Raw genomic sequence first — 18471 nt, forward strand, 5'->3', positions numbered from 1 at the left:
GACCGGGGCGGCGGCCAATCGGGCCGCCAGAGTGGCACCCGCCCCGGAGACGGGCACCCCGTCCGCCGCCGGGCCGCCCTCCGGGCGACGACGGGAATTTGGCGGCAAGACCCAGGGGCTCCCGCCCGGGGGCTACACCCCCGCCGGTTCCGCCTCCGGGGCGGTGCGCGCGGCCGCGGCCTCCGCCCGGTCGCGGCGCTCGCGGCGGACCAGGACCACCCAGCCGACGGGGACGCCCGCGGAGAACAGCCACCACTGGATCGCGTACGCCATGTGCGGGCCGATGTCACCGTGCTCGGGATCGGGGATCAGCTCGGGGGAGTCGCCCCGGGGCTCCGGCGCGGTCTGCTCGACGTAGCCGCCCAGGACCCGCTCGCCGAGCCGCTCCGCCTGCTGCTCGCTGCTGATCAGCATGACCTGACGGTCGGGCAGGCCCCGGACGTTCTTGATGCCGCTGTCGGCGGTCGTCTGGTCGGCCATCAGCCGGCCGGTGACGGTGATCTCGCCGCGGGCGGGGGCCGGGATCTTAGGGAAGGCGGTCTGCGCGCCGTCCGCCGGGACCCAGCCCCGGTTGACCATGAGCACGCGGCCGTCGGTGAGGACGAACGGGGTCAGGACGTGGTAGCCGATCGCGCCGTCCGAGTTGGTGCGGCGGCGGACGACCTCCTCGCGGGCGGTGTCGAAGTGCCCCTTCGCGGTCACCCGGCGGTACAGGTCGTCGTGCTCGACGCGGCGGCCCGGCGCGGTGAGCGTCTCCGCGGGCACCGGTCGCGCGGCGAGCGAGTCGGAGATCACCTTGTTCAGGGCGACCTTGTGCTCATGCCGGTGCAGCTGCCAGAAGCCCAGCTCGATCATCGTGGGGACGAGTGCGAGGGCCACGAGGGTGAGGATCACCCACTGCCGGGACAACAGGAAGCGGTACACCCCATTGACGTTACTCGGCATGATTCGGCCCCCGACGGGAGGGTCCCGCCGGGGGCCGCATCGCGGCGTCCCGGGCCGGCCGGGCCTCAGACCTTGTCGACGATCCCCGCCTTCCCCTCCGCGCGGGCGCAGTGCGCGCCGCAGTACCAGTGGCCCTCGACCTCGACGCCCTGGCCGATGACCTGGACGCGACAGTGCTCGCAGATCGGGGCCATCCGGTGGATCGCGCAGGAGAAGCAGTCGAAGACGTGCACGGCACCCTGTGCGTGCACCTCGAAGGTCATTCCGTAGTCATTGCCGCATACTTCGCATCTCGCCATGCGCCACAGGGTGGGGTGCGGGGGCGGTGCGGGCGAGCGGGTGCCGGGCGAGTCGTCCGCCAATCACCCGTACGTCCGTCACCCCTCCGACGCGGGTTCGACGTCCCGCAGCAGTTGTCCGAACGCCGCCTCGTCGATCACCGGTGTCCCGAACTGCTTGGCCTTGACCACTTTGGACGTGCTGGAGTCCGGGTCGTTCGTCACCAGGAGGCTGGTGAGCCGGGACAGGCTCGTCGCGACGTGCAGTCCGGCCTCGACGGCCCGGTCCTCCAGCAGTTCACGGTCGATCGACGTGTCCCCGGAGAACGCGACCCGCATGCCCTGCTTGAGCGGTTCGCCGGACTTGTACCGTCCTGGGTTGGGATGGGGGCATGCGGGGCGTTTGCGGGAGGGGCGCCAGCTCCCGGAGGGGTAACCGCCGGACGCGTACCCCCCGGACTGCCGGCCGCTCCGGGGCGCGGCCGCGCTGTCGGACCACTCCTTGAGTGGCAGGCACTCCAGGAGCGGCAGGCGCACCCCGCCCCGCGCGGCGGCCCGCAGGCTCGGGCGGAACGCCTCGGCCAGTACGCGCGCGTCGTCCAGCGCGTGGTGCGCCCGCTGCTGGACGACACCGAAGTGCGCGGCCAGCGATTCCAGCTTGTGGTTGGGCAGCGGCAGGCCCAGCTCCTTGGAGAGCGCGATGGTGCACAGGCGCTGGCGCACGGGTGCCTCGCGCTCGGCGCGCGCGTACTCACGCGCGATCATCGACCAGTCGAAGACCGCGTTGTGCGCGACCAGGACGCGGTCGGCGAGCCGGGCGGAGAACTCCTCGGCGACCTCCGGGAAGAGAGGCGCCCCTTCGAGCATCTCGCTCGTCAGTCCGTGGATCCACACCGGGCCCGGGTCCCGCTCCGGATTGACCATCGTGTACCAGTGGTCCTCGACCTCGCCGCGCGCGTCCAGCCGGTAGACGGCGGCGGAGATTATCCGGTCGTCGCGGGCCAGTCCGGTGGTCTCCACGTCGACGACCGCGTATCCCTGCGGATACGCGGCCGGCCAGGAGGCTGGGGACGCTGCGGTCGTGAGGTCTTCGAGCATGGTCCCTGAGGATACGGGCCGCGACTGACACCTCCGCTGCCGACTTCCCGGAACACGGGCCTCCTGGGCCCCTTGCGGGGGCGCGCGCCGACGGCTCCCGCCACGGCCCCGCACGACCCCGGGTTGACGCCCGACCCGCCCCGACCCGACCGGCGGGTGCGGTCCCGGCCCCCGCCCCGGACCCGGACCCCGCCCCGGACCCGGGTCAGCGCCCGAGCAGCGCCTCCACCAGGGCCCGTACGGACGTGACGAACAGCCTCTCCGGGTCGACCGGCCGGGCCAGCGCCCGCGCGAGGTCCGGATCGTCCTCGGCGGTCCGGGCGTCCCGCAGGTCCTCCTCGGACGGGAGCTGCACGGGCGCGCGCTCGCGGTTGCGTTCGACGAGCACGAAGCCGACGACCTGGAACTGCACCGCGCGGACGACCTCGGCGGCCCGCGCCCCGCGCAACCCCGCCGCGTGCACCTCGCGCACCAGCGCCTGCCGCGCGGGCAGGAACATCCGCTCGGTCAGGCCGCGTTCGTGGACCATCGCGACGAGATGGGGGTGCTCGAGCAGCTCGCGGCGCAGCTCCCGGGCGACGGAGACGACGCGCAGGGCGGGTGTGCGCCCGGTGGGGCGGATCTCGCCGAGGTCGGCGACCGTGCGCTCGACGAGGGCGTCGAGGAGCGACTCCCGGTTGCCGACGTGCCAGTAGATCGAGGTGACCGCCGTGCCCAGCTCGGTGGCGAGCGCCCGCATCGTCAGGGCGTCCGGGCCGTACCGCTTCACCAGCCCCGCGGCGGCCTCCAGGACCTCGTCGCGGGTGAGTGCCGGTCTGCCCATGGTTCTCCCAGGTCCGTGCCCGCACGCGTATTTACCCTTCGCCGGCTCTGCTGTAACTCTGTTACAGGCATCGGTGACGGTCCATCAGAAATCTGCTGCTTCTCCGGTGAAGGGCGGTACGACATGGCACGAGTGAGGTACGGGGCACGGACCGAGGCGGAGATCGCCGCCTCGCGCGCCGCTGGTTCCAAGCTCCCCGACATCTGGTCCACCGGTGTGGTGGCCCTCTGGGAGAGCGACCCGGACGCGGTCGCGGCCGTCCTGCCGCCCCCGCTGAAGCCCACCGCGCGACCCCTGGTGCGGGTCAACATCAGCAAGGTCGATCTGGCCGGGTACCCGCTGGGCGCGGGCTCGTTCGCCGTCGCCGCCGCGCACGACGGCGTCGAGGGCTGGTACCCGCTGGTCATGCCGATGACCCACGAGCGGGCCCTGACGGGCGGCCGTGAGGTCTTCGGGGAGCCCAAGAAACTCGGCGAGGTGGCGGTCGAGCGCGACGGCCTCGTGGTGCGTGCCGTGCTCGCCCGGCACGGCATCGCCTTCGTCGAGGTGCGCGGCGCGGTGAGCGGCGCCCTGCCGCTGCCCGGACCCGTGCGGAAGACCGACTTCTACTTCAAGTTCCTTCCCGCCGTGGACGGTTCGGGCTTCGACGCCGACCCGGTCCTCGTGCACTGCGTACGCGACGAGAAGGTCCGCAAGCTGGAGCGCGTCACCGGGGACGTGGTCCTGCGCGAGTCGATGTACGACCCGGTCGCCGATCTCCCCGTACGACGGCTCCTGGAGATCACCATCGGCGAGAAGACCACCGACCAGAAGGGCCGGGTCGCCGAACGCGTCAGCGCCCAGGCCCTGTTGCCGTACATCCACCAGCGCTACGACGATCCCCGGCAGATCCTCGACGGGCCGCCGGAGGGGAGCGCCTGATGGAACTGCGCGAAGGGCAGGTGGCCGTCGTCACCGGCGCGGCGAGCGGCATCGGGCTCGCGATGGCGCGGCGGTTCGCGGCGGACGGTCTGAGGGTGGTCCTCGCCGACGTCGAGGAGGGTGCCCTGGAGAAGGCCGCGGGGGAGCTGCGCGAGGACGGCGCCGACGTGCACGCGCGCGTGGTGGACGTCGGGGAGCGCGCCGAGGTCCTCGCGCTCGCCGAGGACGTGTACGCCACGTACGGCGCGGTGCACGTCCTGTGCAACAACGCGGGCGTCGGCTCCGGCGCCGAGGGCCGGATGTGGGAGCACGACCCGAACGACTGGAAGTGGGCCTTCGCCGTCAACGTGTGGGGCGTCTTCCACGGCGTCCAGGCCTTCGTGCCCCGGATGATCGCCGGGGGCGAACCCGGTCACGTCGTCAACACCTCCTCCGGGGACGGCGGGATCGCCCCGCTGCCCACCGCCTCCGTCTACGCCGTCACCAAGGCGGCCGTGGTGACGATGACCGAGTCGCTGTACGCGCACCTGAAGGCCGAGCGGGCGCGCGTGGGCGCCTCCGTGCTCTTCCCCGGACCCCACATGCTCCGCACCGGCCTGTGGGAGTCGCACCGCAACCGGCCCTCGCGGTACGCGAAGGAGCGGCCGAGGAGGACGCCGTACCGCAGCCTCGCCCAGTGGGAGGCCGCCATGGAACAGGCGGGCCACGACGTCCGGTTCACCCCCGTCGAGGAGGTCGCCGACCTCGTCGCCGAGGGGATCCGCGCGGACCGCTTCTGGCTGCTGCCCGAGAGCGAGCACAGCGACCGGCAGATCCGTGCCCGGTCGCGGTCGATGCTCGACCGGGCCGATCCGTCGTACCTGGAGAGCTTCATCCTCGACTGAGGGGGCGTCGTGACCGAACAGGACCCGTATCTGATCATCTCCTCCGACTGCCACGCCGGACTCCCCACCGAGGAGTACCGGCCCTATCTGGACTCCCGGTTCCACCGCGACTTCGACGAGTTCCTCGCGGGCCAGGGCCGGCGCCGCGAGGAGATGAACCGCCTCGGCATCCGCAACGAGGCCTTCGCGGACAAGTGGTTCCAGGACAACGAGGAAGGCCTGCGCGGCGGTTGGGACACCGCGCAGCGCCTCAAGGAACTGGACGGCGACGGGGTCGCGGCCGAGGTCGTCTTCCCCGACGCGGACGCCGTGGACAGCCGGACCGCCGCGCCGTTCGGCGTGGGCCTCGGCCTCTCCGGCGACCAGGACCCGGAACTCGGCATGGCGGGCGCCCGGGCCCACAACCGCTGGCTCGCCGACTTCGTCTCCGAGCACCCCGAACGGCACTGCGGGGTGGCCCTGCTGCCGGTCACGGGCGAGACCGGACGGGTCGTCGCCGAGGTGTACCGCGCCAAGGAGTCGGGCCTCGGCGCGCTGATGATCCCCTCCATGTGGGTCGACAAGGAGCCCTACCACGACCGCCGTTACGACCCCGTGTGGGCGGCCGCCGCCGAGTGCTCCATGCCCGTGCTCACCCATTCCGGCGCGGCCCCGCGCCACGAGTACGGCGACCATCTGGGGATCTACGTCTCCGAGGTCACCTGGTGGCCCGCGCGCCCCCTGTGGTTCCTGCTCTGGTCGGGGGTCTTCGAGCGGCATCCCGGACTGCGGTTCGGCGTCGCGGAGTCGGGCTGCTGGTGGCTGCCCAACCTGCTGTGGTTCATGGACCGCCTCTACCTCGGCGCGCACGGCGGCAAGAAGCTGTCGCCCTTCGCCGAGCTGAAGCGGCCCCCGCACGAGTACCTGGACCGGCAGGTCTTCGTCTGCGCGACCAACACCAAACGCCGTGAACTCGCCCAGCGTTACGAGATCGGCGTCGACAACATCCTGTGGGGCAGCGACTTCCCGCACCCCGAGGGCACCTGGCCCGACACCCGTGCCTGGCTGGCGAGGACCTTCCACGACATCCCGGTCGCCGAGACGCGCCGCATGCTGGGCCTCGCGGCGGCCGAGGTCTTCGGATTCGACGTGGGCGAACTGGCCCCGCTCGCCCGGCGGATCGGCCCCACCCCGGCCGAACTGGGCCAGGCCGAGGACCAGCCGGCGGTCGAGGCGTCCTGGGCGCGCTCGCGCGAGGTGGGCCGGCACTGGCTGACGGACCACGACTTCCCCGTCCTGGGGGTGAACCCATGACCGCCGGGGACCGCGCGACCACCGAGGACCGCTACACCGTCATCTCCGCCGACTGCCACGCGGGCGCCGATCTCCTGGACTACAAGCCGTACCTGGAGCGGCGCCACCACGACGACTTCGACGCCTGGGCGGCCGGCTACGTCAACCCGTACGAGGACCTGCTCGCCGACACCGCCGACCGGAACTGGAACTCCGCGCGGCGCCTCGCCGAACTGGAGGAGGACGGCGTCGTCGCGGAGGTGGTCTTCCCGAACACCATCCCGCCGTTCTTCCCGTCGGCCTCCCTCATGGCACCGGCCCCGACGGCCCAGGAGTTCGAGTGGCGCTGGGCGGGCCTGCGGGCCCACAACCGGTGGCTCGCCGACTTCTGCGCGGCGGCACCGGGCCGGCGCGCGGGCGTCTTCCAGATCCTCCTGAACGACGTCGACGAGGCGGTCGAGGAGATCCGCCGGGCGGCGGGCGCCGGACTCACGGGCGGTCTGCTGCTGCCCGGCACGCCCCCCGGTTCGGGCCTGGCCGAGCTGTACTCGTCGGCGTACGACCCCATCTGGGCGGCCTGCGCCGAGCTGGGCGTCCCGGTGAACCACCACGCGGGCTCCGCCTCGCCGCCGCTCGGGGACGAACCGGCGGCCCGCGCGGTCTTCATGGTGGAGACGACCTGGTTCTCCCACCGGGCGCTGTGGCACCTGGTGTTCGGCGGCGCGTTCCGCCGGCACCCCGGACTGAGGCTGGTGCTGACCGAACAGGGCTCGGGCTGGATCCCCGGGGTGCTCGACATGCTGGACTACTACCACGGGCGGCTGGTCGCGGCGGCGGGCCGGGCGTCGACGGCCGAGTCGAAGTTCGGCGCGGGCCTGGCCGCGACCATGGGCGAGCGCCCTTCCCGGGTGTGGCGCGACAACTGCTTCGTCGGCGCCAGTTTCATGCGCCCCCACGAGGTGCCGCTGCGCGACCGCATCGGCCTGGACAAGATCATGTGGGGCAGCGACTACCCGCACGACGAAGGCACGCACCCCTACACCCGCGAGGGCCTGCGCATCGCCTACGCGGGCCTGCCCCGCGAGGAGATCGCGGCCATGGTCGGCGGCAACGCGGCCCGCGTCTACGGCTTCGACCTGGCGTACCTCGACGAGATCGCCGCGAAGGCCGGCCCCACGGTGGCCGAGATCGCCGAGCCGCTGGACGCCCCGCCCGCCGACGCGACCAGCCCGGTGTTCGCGAGAGGAGGCTCGGTGCGCGTGTGGTGAGCGCCGGGACGGGCCGCCGGGCGCCTCCGGAGGCCCGGGCTCCGGCGCCCCGCCCGGCGAGGTGCGGGGCCGGCGCCTCGCGGAACGCATGCCGTGGCCTGCCGTACGCGGCCGGAGCCCCGCTCGGAGCGGCGGATCGCGGGAGCGGGGCCGGGCGGGGGACGGCCCTTGGCGAGGATCACCAAGAAGCAAGCGCGTACCGGCGGTAATACTTGTCGGTAACAGCCCCTGTTCGCAGCCGACCGGCGCATCTACGGTTCACCCATGCCGAACCTGCCCGATGTCGTGCTCTGGTCGATACCCGCCTTCGTCCTGCTCGCCATGATCGAGATGGTGAGCGTCCGGATCCACCCGGACGACGATGCCGCCGGATACGAGACGAAGGACGCCGCGACGAGCGTCGGCATGGGACTCGGCAGCCTCTTCTTCGACTTCCTCTGGAAGATCCCGATCCTCGCGCTCTACACGGCGGTCTACGAACTGACCCCCCTGCGGGTGCCCGTCCTGTGGTGGACGATCCCGCTGATGCTGCTCGCGCAGGACTTCTTCTACTACTGGTCCCACCGCGGCCACCACGTGATCCGCCTCCTGTGGGCCTGCCACGTCGTGCACCACTCCAGCAGGAAGTTCAACCTCACCACCGCGCTGCGCCAGCCCTGGACCGGCTGGACGTCGTGGCCGTTCTACCTCCCGATGATCGCCCTCGGGGTGCACCCGGCCGCGCTCGCCTTCTGTTCCTCGGTGAACCTCGTCTACCAGTTCTGGATCCACACCGAGCGCATCGACAGGATGCCCCGCTGGTTCGAGTACGTCCTCAACACGCCCTCCCACCACCGCGTCCACCACGCCTCCCAGGGCGGCTACCTGGACCGCAACTTCGGCGGCATCCTCATCCTCTGGGACCGGATCTTCGGATCGTGGGCCGCCGAGACCGACCGGCCCGTCTACGGACTCACCAAGAACATCACCACGTACAACCCGCTGCGCGTCGCCACCCACGAGTACACCGCCATCGCCAGGGACGTGCGGGCCGCCGCCGACTGGCGCGAGCGCGCCGGGCGGATCCTGCGCGGGCCCGGCTGGCAGCCCGCCGCCCCGGCCGCCGAGCGTTCCCCGGCCGCGGTGACGGAGCCCGTCGCGTGAACCCGCGCCTCGCACGCGTCCTGACGGTCTGCTTCGCGCTGGCGGCGGCCGCCGACCTCGTCTCGCTGCTCGCCGGACTCGACCTCGGGCACCGGATCGCCAAGCCGCTCCTGATGCCGCTCCTCGCCGCGTACGCGGGCGCGCGCGGCGGACCCCGGCTGCTGGTGGCGGCCCTGCTCCTCGGCTGGGGCGGCGACCTCGCGCTCATGTCCGACGCCGACCCCGCCTTCCTCGTCGGCATGGCCTCCTTCGCGGCCGGGCACGTGTGCTACCTCGTGCTCTTCCGGAGAACGGCACGCGAGCGGAACGCCCGGCTCCTCGGTGCCTACGCCGCCGTTCTCGTCGCCCTGGTCGTCCTCCTGTGGCCCGGCCTCCCGGCCGGTCTGCGCGTCCCCGTCGCCGGCTACAGCCTGCTGCTGACCGCGATGGCGTACGGGGCCACGCGGCTCGGGCCCGTCGCGGCGCTCGGCGGCGCCCTGTTCATGCTCTCGGACTCCCTCCTCGCCACCGGGATCGCCGACTGGCCCCAGCTTCCGCAAGCGGACTTCTGGATCATGCTCACCTACGTCCTCGCCCAGTTCCTGCTGGTCAAAGGCGTACTCGGTCCCCTCGGCGCGCGACGCGTGTCCGGGGCGGCGTACGGTGAGATGCGCTCAACCACCCCCTGAGCGCATCTCACCGACGTACCGCACGAGAGGGACCCTCGCCATGCGCGCCACCACCATCCACGCCCCGTACGACATGCGCGTGGAGGACGTCCCCGAGCCCATGGTGCAGCTCCCCACCGACGCGATCGTGAAGGTGCTGCGCTCCTGCATCTGCGGCAGCGACCTGTGGGCGTACCGCGGCGAGGCGGCCCGGCAGGCGGGGCAGCGGATCGGGCACGAGTTCCTCGGCGTCGTCGAGGAGACGGGCTCCGCGGTGACCGGCGTCCGGCGCGGTGACCTGGTCGTGGCGCCGTTCATGTGGTCCGACGGCGTGTGCGAGTACTGCCGCGACGGACTCACCACGTCGTGCCTGCACGGCGGTTTCTGGGGCGCCGTCGGTTACGACGGCGGCCAGGGCGAGGCCGTGCGCGTGCCCTTCGCCGACGGCACCCTCGTGCGGCTGCCCAAGGAGGCGGCCTCCGACGACCACCTGCTGTCCGCGCTGCTGACCCTCTCCGACGTCCTCGGCACCGGCCACCACGCGGCCCTCGGCGCCGGCGTCGGCAAGGGCTCCACGGTCGCCGTCGTCGGCGACGGCGCCGTCGGCCTGTGCGCCGTGCTGGCCGCCAAGCGGCTCGGCGCCGACCGGATCATCGCGCTCGGCCGCCACGAGGCGCGCACGGACATCGCGCGTCGCTTCGGCGCCACGGACGTCGTCGCCGAGCGCGGCGAGGCGGCCGTCGAGGCCGTGCGCGAACTGACACGGGGCCGGGGCGCGCACTGCGTCGTCGAGGCGGTCGGCACCGAGCAGTCCATGAGCACGGCCGTGAACATCACCCGCGACGGCGGCGCCATCGGCTTCGTCGGGGTGCCCCACGGCAGCGGTACGGGCCTCGACCTGAGCGTCATGTTCGACCGCAACATCGCCCTGCGCGGGGGAGTCGCCCCGGTGCGCGCGTACATCCCCGAGCTGCTGCCGGACGTCCTCGACGGGACCGTCGACCCCTCGCCGGTCTTCGACATGACCATCGGACTGGAGAGCGTGCCCGAGGGCTACAAGGCGATGGACGAGCGGACCGCGCTGAAGGTCCTCGTCACCCACTGAGGCGGGCCCGGGACCGGGGACCGGACCGGGACCGAGGCCGAGATCAGGGCAGGGACCGGGACCGGATCAGGGTCGGGATCGGAAGCGGGTGCTGGGGTCCGCCGTCCGTCCGGCGGTTCACCACCGGATGGGCAGCGGCAGCGCCGTCAGCAGGCCCGAGACCGCGACCACCACGCCCAGCACCACGATCTCCGCCCGCGCGGGGGAGCCGGCGCCGAGCGAGTGGTCCCCCGCGCCGCGCAGCCGCAGTCGCGCCCGGAGTGCCAGGACGGCGACGACGGCCACGAGGAGCACCTTGGCGAGCAGGGCGCGCCCGTACGCCGTCGTCGTCAACTGGTCCAGGACCGTGCCGGGCGGCATCCGGCGCAGCCCGCTCCAGACACCCGACGCGGTGACCGCCACGAACAGGACGGCCGCCACGCGCGCGTAGAGACCGAGCAGCGCGGCACCCGCCGACGGGCCCCCGGCCACCCCCGGCCCGGGGCCCCCGCCCCCGACGGCCCGCCACCGGCGCAGCAGCCGCAGGACGTGCAGCAGACCCCCCGCCCACAGCGCCGCGCACGTCACATGAACGAGCGTCAGCGCCGTACCGAGCGGCGCTCCCTGCTCGGTGGCCGGATGCGCGCGCAGCGCCTCCGCCAGTGCCACCGCGGCCAGCGGCCACACCTGGGCGTCGGGCCGGCCCGAACGGGCGCAGAACCAGGCCACCGCGAACGCGTTGACCTCCAGGAGCGCCAGCCTCCCGTCCCGGATCCGGTAGAGGCCGCCGACGTCCATGTCGGAGAGGCGGTGCGGCAGCAGATTTCCGGTCGCCACGACGGAGGCCAGCCCCAGCGCGACGACGAACCCGGCGGCGGCCGCGTACACCGCCCAGCCGCGTGGCGCCGGGACCCGCGGCGCGCCGGGCACCCGCCGGGCCAGCCGGGCCGCGAACAGTTCTCCCGCGGGGACGCAGAGCGCCGCGAACAGGACCGCCCGCAGCAGGGCGACCCCACCGGTGCCGGGCGCCGCGGCCTCTCCCGTGTCCGCGAGCGCCGCGCGCGGGCCGAGCAGCGGGATCAGGGCCGCTACGGTCACCAGAAAGAGCACGGCGAGGGCCCGGCGGGCGGCCCCTCGCGACTCCGCCCCGCCCGCGTCCGCCGTCTCGCCCATCGATCGTGTCAACGCCACCCCACGGTCCTCGCCACCGTCCCGGATCGGGACAAGTCACCGTAGCCCGTGCGGCGTTCGGGAACGAGGGGTCCGGCCACGACGAGGCCCCGGCCGCCGCGGGGGCGGGCCGGGGCCGTGGAGTTCCGGCAGGTGCTACTTGACCGCCCGCAGGGCGTCGACGATGCCGAACCCGTAGAAGCCGTTGACGTGCTTGCCGCCGGCGCAGGTCGCGTCGACGACGCCGTCGCCGTTCCCGTCGTACGGTTCCGCCGGGCAACCCGGGTTGTCCGCCTGGGCCTTGAGGAGGATCTGGAGCTGGGCGGGCGTCGCCCAGGAGTACTTGGACTTCAGCAGCGCGGCCACACCGGCGACGTGCGGTGTCGCCATCGACGTGCCCTGGAGGTAGCCGTACGTGTTGTTCGGCAGCGTGGAGAGGATGCGGCCGTTCTGTGACGGCGTGTCAGGGATCTGGTACCGGTCGCCGCCGGGCGCCGCGACGTCGACGACTCCCTTGCCGTAGCTGGAGAAGTACGACTTGGCGCCCTTCACGCCGGTCGAGGCGACCGTGACGACACCGGGCAACTGGGTGGGGATGTCATAGCACTTGTGCGGGTCGACAGTCCGCGTCGTCGCGGTCGAGTCGTCCGGGCTGGAGTCGTCGGTCAGCGCGTCCGCGTCGAGGTCGTCGTTGGAGTTGCCCGCCGCGGCGACGTTCAGGGTGCCCTTCTTCTGGGCGTACAGCTGGGCCCGGTTCACCGCGTCGACGATGGCCTTCTGGTCCGGGTCGTCGAGGCAGTTGTACAGCCACGGGTCCACGTAGTAGCTGTTGTTGGTTATCTCGACGCCGTGGTCGGCGGCGAACACGAAGGCGCACACGACGCTCTCCGGGAAGAACAGCTGGGTGGAGTCGGGCTCGGCCACGGTGATGCCGGAGACCTTCACGCCGGGCGCGACACCCGCGACGCCGACCCCGTTGCGGGCCGCCGCGATCTCGCCCGCGACATGGGTGCCGTGGTAGTGGTCGGCGTCCGCCGGGCGCCAGGAGCCGAAGGTCGTGTCCGGCTTGCCGCCCACGCAGTTCGCGGACTGCGAGGGGGAGAAGTTCGGCGCGATGTCCGGGTGGGTGTCGTCGACGCCGACGTCGATCACGGCGACGGTGACCTTCTTGCTGCCCGGGTTGATCGCGGCGGCCTTGTCGGCGCCTATCGCGCGCAGGTCCCACTGGTCCGCTTCGAGGGGTTCCTCGCCCGGGCCCGCCGTCCTCGCGACCGCGGCCGCGTCCGCGGCGGACATCACCTGCGCCGCGCCCTCGTCCGTCGTCGCCGCGGGGGCCAGCGGAGAGGTGCGGGTGGCGCCGGCCGACTGCACCCCGCGCGCCGCCCGGATCTGCCGGCCGAAGTCCGGGTTCGCGGAGTGGACGACGATCACGCCGATCTGCTCGTACGCGATGACGACGCTGCCGCCGGCCGCGCCGATCGCCTTCTTCACCGACTCGATCGTGCGGTGGTCCGCCTTGGTGTTGACCACGTAGGAGAGGTTCGGCCCGTCCGCGGTCGTCGCGGCGGGCGCGGTGACCGGTGCGGCCGACGCGACACCCGGCAGGAAGCCGAGTGAGGCGGTGAGCGACAGAACGACCGGCACGGCGAGGGCGAGACGGCGTCTCGAACGCAGATGAGCCATGGGATCTCCACTTCATCCGGGAAAAGGAGCTGCCCGAACACGGGTGGTGCTCGGGCAGGTACATGACGGAATGGTGCAGGCCGAAGCTATCCTCCCGCCGACCGGGCCAGCAATGATTTACGGCGACGACTTCCGAAAGAAGTCAGGGGAGTTGAACCGGTCCACGCGTGGCGCCGTGACCTTGAGCGGGGAGCCCGTGGACGATCGAGCCCCCTGTCCGATCACGGAAAGGCGCCGTGCTGTCGCGGCCCGTTACGTGATCTGTATCACTGTGAGGTCGAAGTCGCATGTCCGTATCCGATCCGTCCCCGCCCGCGAACGCCGATGCCTCCCCGCCCGGGGACGCCGACCCGTCCGCGAACGCCGACCCGTCCCCGTCCACCGTCGCAACCGCACCCGCAACGCGAGGAGACACCGTGGCCACCGACGCACCACCACCCTCGAAAACCGAAACGCAGCTTCCGTCCACCCAGCAGTTCGTCGAGATGCAGGAGAGCGCCGAGTTCGGTGAGCTCCGCCGCTCCCACCGCTCCTTCGCCTTTCCGCTGACCGTCGGCTTCATCGCCTGGTACCTGCTGTACGTGCTGCTCTCGAACTACGCGGGCGACTTCATGGGCCACAAGCTGTTCGGCAACATCAACGTCGCCCTGGTGCTCGGCCTCGCCCAGTTCCTCACCACGTTCCTCATCGCCTGGTGGTACTCGCGGCACGCCGCCACCCGGCTCGACCCCAAGGCCGAGGCCATCAAGTCCCGGATGGAGGGCGGCGCATGAGCTCCGTACAGACGACCGCGCACACGACCCTGCTGGCCGCGGGCGAGGCGAGCGAGCACCGTCCGCTGATCATCACCCTCTTCGCGGTGTTCGTCGCCGCCACCCTCGTCATCACCGTCTGGGCCGGCCGCCAGACCAAGGACACCGCCGACTTCTACGCGGGCGGCCGCCAGTTCACCGGATTCCAGAACGGCCTCGCCGTCTCCGGCGACTACATGTCCGCCGCGTCCTTCCTCGGCATCGCCGGCGCGATCGCCCTCTTCGGCTACGACGGCTTCCTCTACTCCATCGGCTTCCTGGTCGCCTGGCTGGTGGCCCTGCTCCTGGTCGCCGAACCGCTGCGCAACTCCGGCCGCTACACGATGGGCGACGTCCTCGCGTACCGCATGCGCCAGCGCCCGGTCCGTACCGCCGCGGGCACCTCCACCATCGTCGTGTCGATCTTCTACCTGCTGGCCCAGATGGCGGGCGCGGGCGTCCTCGTCTCGCTGCTGCTCGGCATCACCAGCGACGCCGGCAAGGTCGGCATCGTCGCCCTCGTCGGCGTCCTGATGATCTTCTACGTCACCATCGGCGGCATGAAGGGCACCACCTGGGTGCAGATGGTCAAGGCCGTCCTGCTCATCGCGGGCGCCCTCCTGCTCACCTTCCTGGTGCTGCTGAAGTTCGACTTCAACATCTCCGACCTGCTCGGCAAGGCGGCCGAGAACAGCGGCAAGGGCTCCCCGTTCCTGGAGCCGGGCCTGAAGTACGGCGCCACGTCCACCACCAAGCTGGACTTCATCTCCCTCGGCATGGCGCTGGTCCTCGGCACCGCGGGCCTCCCGCACATCCTGATCCGCTTCTACACCGTGCCCACCGCCAAGACCGCCCGGAAGTCCGTCAACTGGGCGATCGGCCTCATCGGCGCCTTCTACCTGATGACCCTCGCCCTCGGCTTCGGCGCCGCCGCGCTGATCAAGCCCGACGAGATCATCGCCTCCAACAAGGCGGGCAACACGGCCGCCCCCCTGCTCGCCCTGCACCTCGGCGGCGTCGACTCCAGCTGGGGCGCGATCCTGCTCGCCACCATCTCCGCCGTCGCCTTCGCCACGATCCTCGCGGTCGTCGCGGGACTGACGCTCGCCTCGTCCTCCTCCTTCGCGCACGACATCTACGCCAACGTGATCAAGAGGGGCCAGGCCACGGAGAAGCAGGAGATGAGGGCGGCCCGCTACGCGACCGTCGGCATCGGCGCCGTGTCCATCCTGCTGGGCGCCCTCGCCCGTGACCTCAACGTCGCCGGTCTGGTCGCGCTCGCCTTCGCGGTCGCCGCCTCCGCCAACCTGCCGACGATCCTCTACAGCCTGTTCTGGAAGAAGTTCACCACCCGGGGCGCGCTCTGGTCGATCTACGGCGGTCTGGTCTCGGCGGTCGGCCTGGTGCTGTTCTCCCCGGTGGTCTCCGGAAAGCCCACCTCGATGTTCCCGGACGTCGACTTCCACTGGTTCCCGCTGGAGAACCCCGGCCTCATCTCCATCCCGGTCGGCTTCCTGCTGGGCTGGCTCGGCACCTTCCTGTCCAAGGAGGAGCCGGACGCCGGCAAGTACGCCGAGCTGGAGGTCCGCTCCCTGACGGGCACCGGAGCGCACTGAGGCACCGGCGTCGCGTGGGCCCGTCGGGGGACACCGGTGGATCACCACTGGTAGGTCCCTACGACGGGCCCGCGCCGCGTCTCGTGGGATCGGGCCCTGTCGTCGTCGGTCCCGTCACGTAGGCTCGCAGGTGACCGGAAAATGTGATCGGCATCGAGGGAGGGGGCCCACGTGCTCATCGACACCTACGGCCGGGTGGCCACCGACCTACGCGTTTCTCTGACGGACCGGTGCAACCTCCGCTGCACGTACTGCATGCCCGAAGAGGGCCTGCAGTGGCTGGCCAAGCCCGACCTGCTCACGGACGACGAGATCGTCCGCCTGATAGGGATCGCGGTCACCCACCTCGGCATCGAAGAGGTCCGCTTCACCGGCGGCGAGCCGCTGCTGCGCCCCGGCCTCGTGGGCATCGTCGAGCGGGTCGCCGCCCTCGCTCCCCGCCCCCGGATGTCCCTGACGACGAACGGCATCGGCCTCAGGCGCACCGCGACCGCCCTGAAGGCCGCGGGCCTGGACCGGGTCAACGTCTCGCTGGACACCCTGCGCCCCGACGTCTTCAAGACCCTCACCCGCCGCGACCGGCACAAGGACGTCGTCGAAGGACTCGAAGCCGCCCGCGACGCCGGCCTGACCCCCGTCAAGGTGAACTCGGTCCTCATGCCGGGCCTGAACGCCGACGAGGCCCCGGACCTGCTGGCCTGGGCCATGGAGCACGACTACGAACTCCGCTTCATCGAGCAGATGCCCCTGGACGCCCAGCACGGCTGGAAGCGTGACGGCATGGTCACCGCCGCGGACATCCTGACCTCGCTGCGCACCCGCTTCGACCTCACCGACGAGGGCGCGGACGAGCGGGGTTCCGCACCCGCCGAGCGCTGGACCGTCGACGGCGGACCCCATCGCGTCGGCGTGATCGCCTCGGTCACCCGCCCGTTCTGCGCGGCCTGCGACCGGACCCGGCTCACCGCCGACGGACAGGTGCGCACCTGTCTCTTCGCCACCGAGGAGACCGATCTGCGGGCCGCGCTGCGCTCGACCGCCCCCGACGAGGAGATCGCCCGCATGTGGCGGGTCGCGATGTGGGGCAAGAAGGCGGGGGCGGGCCTCGACGACCCGTCGTTCGTGCAGCCGGACCGTCCGATGTCGGCGATCGGCGGCTGAGGCGGTCCCTCGGCACCGACGGCCGACGAGCGGCCCCGCCGCGCTCCAGGCCTTGCCGCGCTCTACTCCTCGCCGCGTCGCGCCGGCTCTGCGCCGTCCCACTCGCCGAGCGGCACCACGTCCTTGAGGAACCCGCGCACGCCGAGGAACTGCGACAGGTGCTCGCGGTGCTCCTCGCAGGCCAGCCAGGTCTTCCTGCGCTCGGGCGTGTGCAGCTTCGGGTTGTTCCAGGCGAGCACCCACACGGCGTCCGCGCGACAGGCCTTGGCCGAGCAGACGGGGGAGTCGGGACCGGAGCCGGGAGCGTTCAGAATCACCCTGCCGACCCTAGCCGAGGCCTCGCGGCACGCGTCCGTCACGGTCGGCCGACGGCTTGTGGGAAGCTCCGAAAAAGGCGACGCCGAGCAGCCACGGGGGGAGCTGCCCGGCGTCGGTCCGTCGCTCCGACGGGGGATGCGGAGCGCGTACGAAGTATGTCACGGGTAACCTGCCGCCCGGCACTGGAACAACATGATTGATCTGAGCTTTTCTTGAGCTTGGGACGCCACCGCATTCCGTCCTCGGAGGATCCTCCGAGGACGGTACGGGCCGGTTCCCGCAAGGCATCGGAGGGGTTCCGGGAGTGGATCGGACCCCGGGCCGGCGCCTCAGCCCAGGTCGTGCGGCTCGGCCCGCGGCGGAGCTCCGGGGGCGTCCGCGGCCTCCGGGGGAACGGTCTCCTCGGAGCCGTCCCGCCGGGGCGGTGTGATCATCGGACGCGACGGAGCGGTGACGAACGTGGAGGGCAGCGAGGGCGCGTTCTCGCGGCCCGCGTTGGCGATGACCACGGCGATGTACGGCAGGGCGATACCGAGCACCAGCGCCACGAGCGCGACGTGGCGTTCGACGTTCCAGAGGGTGGCCGCCAGGATCACGGACACCGTACGGACGGACATCGAGATGATGTAACGGCGTTGCCTGCCGCGGACGTCGTCGTCCAGCGACTGTCTGGCCCCGGTGATCCGGAAGACCTGGACGTTGCTCTGCTTCCTGATCACGCTCCACCACCTGCCTGCGTCGGACGCTCCCCGGTCCGCACCCGGTACGAACCCGTCGAGGAAGGGGGCCCGACCGGCATCCACGTTACGCCGAGCCCGCGCCGCCTTCGAGGCCGGGGCACGTTCCGGTCGGCCGTACGCGCCGCGCCGTAGCGCGTACGGCTCCGCCCGGCGTGCGCCGTACGGCGCACGGCAAGAAACTGACGGTACCGCTCGCGGAAGCGGTACTAGGAGGCGGACATGGGCTGGTTGTGGGCGATCATCGTCGGGTTCGTGCTGGGCCTGATCGCCAAGGCGATCATTCCCGGCAAGCAGCACAGCCCGCTCTGGCTGACCACCATCTTCGGCATCCTCGGGGCGATCGTCGGCAACGCGATCGCCCGGGGCATCGGCATCGCCGAGACGAGGGGCATCGACTGGGGCCGGCACGCGCTGCAACTGGCCGCCGCGATCGTCCTCGTCTTCCTCGGCGACATGCTCTACATGGCCCTGCGGGGCGACAGGGCGAGGACCTGAGGCCCCAGGCGCGAGGACCGGCGGTCCCGGACCGCGGTCCCGGACAGGCGGCCGGATGGCCGGGCGCTGCCTTTGGGGCCACGGCGCCCGGGCGGACGGGCGCACCGGCCCCGGAGGTACGACGAAGGGGGCGG

Annotated in this window: 19 protein-coding genes; 11 read left to right on the forward strand and 8 right to left on the reverse strand. The window is 72.2% G+C overall.

Going from position 1 to position 18471, the window contains the following annotated elements:
* Positions 1-132 precede the first annotated feature (132 nt).
* The 4 genes from ACFYW7_RS06210 to ACFYW7_RS06225 form a co-directional block, all read right to left on the reverse strand.
* Positions 133-924 (reverse strand): SURF1 family protein, encoded by a 792-nt coding sequence (locus tag ACFYW7_RS06210; RefSeq protein WP_389498611.1) that lies wholly within the window; start codon positions 922-924, stop codon positions 133-135.
* 86 nt (positions 925-1010) lie between these two features.
* Positions 1011-1244 carry a hypothetical protein gene (locus tag ACFYW7_RS06215; RefSeq protein ID WP_078943477.1) on the reverse strand — a complete coding sequence of 78 codons (234 nt, stop codon included), beginning with the start codon at positions 1242-1244 and terminating at the stop codon, positions 1011-1013.
* Positions 1245-1322: 78 nt separating this feature from the next.
* The gene (locus ACFYW7_RS06220) at positions 1323-2321 is read right to left on the reverse strand and encodes a DEDDh family exonuclease (RefSeq protein ID WP_389498373.1); all 999 of its coding nucleotides are present in this window, start codon (positions 2319-2321) and stop codon (positions 1323-1325) included.
* Positions 2322-2526: 205 nt separating this feature from the next.
* Positions 2527-3144, reverse strand: a complete 618-nt coding sequence (locus tag ACFYW7_RS06225) for a TetR/AcrR family transcriptional regulator (protein ID WP_389498375.1) — start codon at positions 3142-3144, stop codon at positions 2527-2529.
* A gap of 123 nt (positions 3145-3267) precedes the next feature.
* Here ACFYW7_RS06225 and ACFYW7_RS06230 point away from each other — a divergent pair, with 123 nt between their 5' ends.
* From ACFYW7_RS06230 to ACFYW7_RS06260, 7 genes are all read left to right on the forward strand, one after another.
* Positions 3268-4065, forward strand: coding sequence for an acetoacetate decarboxylase family protein (locus tag ACFYW7_RS06230; RefSeq protein WP_389498377.1), 798 nt, complete (start codon positions 3268-3270; stop codon positions 4063-4065).
* Positions 4065-4949 (forward strand): SDR family NAD(P)-dependent oxidoreductase, encoded by an 885-nt coding sequence (locus tag ACFYW7_RS06235; protein ID WP_389498379.1) that lies wholly within the window; start codon positions 4065-4067, stop codon positions 4947-4949. The genes ACFYW7_RS06230 and ACFYW7_RS06235 overlap by 1 nt, the downstream gene beginning before the upstream one ends.
* Positions 4950-4958: 9 nt before the next feature.
* Positions 4959-6242 (forward strand): amidohydrolase family protein, encoded by a 1284-nt coding sequence (locus ACFYW7_RS06240; RefSeq protein ID WP_389498381.1) that lies wholly within the window; start codon positions 4959-4961, stop codon positions 6240-6242.
* Positions 6239-7489, forward strand: coding sequence for an amidohydrolase family protein (locus tag ACFYW7_RS06245; protein ID WP_389498383.1), 1251 nt, complete (start codon positions 6239-6241; stop codon positions 7487-7489). Before ACFYW7_RS06240 ends, ACFYW7_RS06245 begins: the two co-directional genes overlap by 4 nt.
* A 264-nt stretch (positions 7490-7753) precedes the next feature.
* Positions 7754-8632: a sterol desaturase family protein gene (locus ACFYW7_RS06250; RefSeq protein ID WP_389498385.1), complete on the forward strand. Its 879-nt coding sequence runs from the start codon at positions 7754-7756 to the stop codon at positions 8630-8632.
* Positions 8629-9300, forward strand: coding sequence for a lysoplasmalogenase (locus tag ACFYW7_RS06255; protein ID WP_389498387.1), 672 nt, complete (start codon positions 8629-8631; stop codon positions 9298-9300). Before ACFYW7_RS06250 ends, ACFYW7_RS06255 begins: the two co-directional genes overlap by 4 nt.
* 40 nt (positions 9301-9340) lie before the next feature.
* Complete coding sequence (locus tag ACFYW7_RS06260) at positions 9341-10384, forward strand: zinc-dependent alcohol dehydrogenase family protein (protein WP_389498389.1); 1044 nt, start codon at positions 9341-9343, stop codon at positions 10382-10384.
* A gap of 117 nt (positions 10385-10501) precedes the next feature.
* Here the strand turns inward: ACFYW7_RS06260 and ACFYW7_RS06265 are convergent, their stop codons facing one another.
* Complete coding sequence (locus ACFYW7_RS06265; RefSeq protein ID WP_389498391.1) at positions 10502-11554, reverse strand: CopD family protein; 1053 nt, start codon at positions 11552-11554, stop codon at positions 10502-10504.
* A 135-nt stretch (positions 11555-11689) separates the two neighbouring features.
* Positions 11690-13216: a S8 family serine peptidase gene (locus tag ACFYW7_RS06270; protein ID WP_389498393.1), complete on the reverse strand. Its 1527-nt coding sequence runs from the start codon at positions 13214-13216 to the stop codon at positions 11690-11692.
* Between the two features lie 416 nt (positions 13217-13632).
* On the opposite strand from ACFYW7_RS06270, the gene ACFYW7_RS06275 reads away from it, so the two are divergent.
* From ACFYW7_RS06275 to moaA, 3 genes are all read left to right on the forward strand, one after another.
* Entirely contained in the window at positions 13633-13989 is a 357-nt protein-coding gene (locus ACFYW7_RS06275) for a DUF485 domain-containing protein (protein ID WP_389498395.1), read from the forward strand.
* Positions 13986-15623, forward strand: coding sequence for a cation acetate symporter (locus ACFYW7_RS06280; protein ID WP_389498397.1), 1638 nt, complete (start codon positions 13986-13988; stop codon positions 15621-15623). The genes ACFYW7_RS06275 and ACFYW7_RS06280 overlap by 4 nt, the downstream gene beginning before the upstream one ends.
* Before the next feature lie 171 nt (positions 15624-15794).
* On the forward strand, positions 15795-16784 hold the full coding sequence (gene moaA, locus ACFYW7_RS06285; protein WP_389498399.1) for a GTP 3',8-cyclase MoaA: 990 nt from the start codon (positions 15795-15797) through the stop codon (positions 16782-16784).
* Between the two features lie 62 nt (positions 16785-16846).
* Here the strand turns inward: moaA and ACFYW7_RS06290 are convergent, their stop codons facing one another.
* Positions 16847-17101 carry a hypothetical protein gene (locus ACFYW7_RS06290; RefSeq protein ID WP_389498401.1) on the reverse strand — a complete coding sequence of 85 codons (255 nt, stop codon included), beginning with the start codon at positions 17099-17101 and terminating at the stop codon, positions 16847-16849.
* A gap of 330 nt (positions 17102-17431) precedes the next feature.
* On the reverse strand, positions 17432-17818 hold the full coding sequence (locus ACFYW7_RS06295; RefSeq protein WP_389498613.1) for a DUF3099 domain-containing protein: 387 nt from the start codon (positions 17816-17818) through the stop codon (positions 17432-17434).
* A gap of 243 nt (positions 17819-18061) precedes the next feature.
* Between ACFYW7_RS06295 and ACFYW7_RS06300 the strand changes: the two genes are divergently transcribed.
* Positions 18062-18337: a GlsB/YeaQ/YmgE family stress response membrane protein gene (locus ACFYW7_RS06300; RefSeq protein WP_389498404.1), complete on the forward strand. Its 276-nt coding sequence runs from the start codon at positions 18062-18064 to the stop codon at positions 18335-18337.
* The last annotated feature ends 134 nt before the right edge of the window (positions 18338-18471 follow it).

It is taken from the genome of Streptomyces sp. NPDC002580 (assembly GCF_042889485.1).
Taxonomy (GTDB): domain Bacteria; phylum Actinomycetota; class Actinomycetes; order Streptomycetales; family Streptomycetaceae; genus Streptomyces.

What these genes read in the sequence shown, in the direction of transcription:
- ACFYW7_RS06215 (WP_078943477.1), bottom strand. Translation starts at nt 1,244, where the DNA reads ATGGCGAGATGCGAAGTATGCGGCAATGACTACGGAATGACCTTCGAG.
- ACFYW7_RS06220 (WP_389498373.1), bottom strand. Translation starts at nt 2,321, where the DNA reads ATGCTCGAAGACCTCACGACCGCAGCGTCCCCAGCCTCCTGGCCGGCC.
- ACFYW7_RS06225 (WP_389498375.1), bottom strand. Translation starts at nt 3,144, where the DNA reads ATGGGCAGACCGGCACTCACCCGCGACGAGGTCCTGGAGGCCGCCGCG.
- ACFYW7_RS06230 (WP_389498377.1), top strand. Translation starts at nt 3,268, where the DNA reads ATGGCACGAGTGAGGTACGGGGCACGGACCGAGGCGGAGATCGCCGCC.
- ACFYW7_RS06235 (WP_389498379.1), top strand. Translation starts at nt 4,065, where the DNA reads ATGGAACTGCGCGAAGGGCAGGTGGCCGTCGTCACCGGCGCGGCGAGC.
- ACFYW7_RS06245 (WP_389498383.1), top strand. Translation starts at nt 6,239, where the DNA reads ATGACCGCCGGGGACCGCGCGACCACCGAGGACCGCTACACCGTCATC.
- ACFYW7_RS06250 (WP_389498385.1), top strand. Translation starts at nt 7,754, where the DNA reads ATGCCGAACCTGCCCGATGTCGTGCTCTGGTCGATACCCGCCTTCGTC.
- ACFYW7_RS06260 (WP_389498389.1), top strand. Translation starts at nt 9,341, where the DNA reads ATGCGCGCCACCACCATCCACGCCCCGTACGACATGCGCGTGGAGGAC.
- ACFYW7_RS06270 (WP_389498393.1), bottom strand. Translation starts at nt 13,216, where the DNA reads ATGGCTCATCTGCGTTCGAGACGCCGTCTCGCCCTCGCCGTGCCGGTC.
- ACFYW7_RS06280 (WP_389498397.1), top strand. Translation starts at nt 13,986, where the DNA reads ATGAGCTCCGTACAGACGACCGCGCACACGACCCTGCTGGCCGCGGGC.
- ACFYW7_RS06300 (WP_389498404.1), top strand. Translation starts at nt 18,062, where the DNA reads ATGGGCTGGTTGTGGGCGATCATCGTCGGGTTCGTGCTGGGCCTGATC.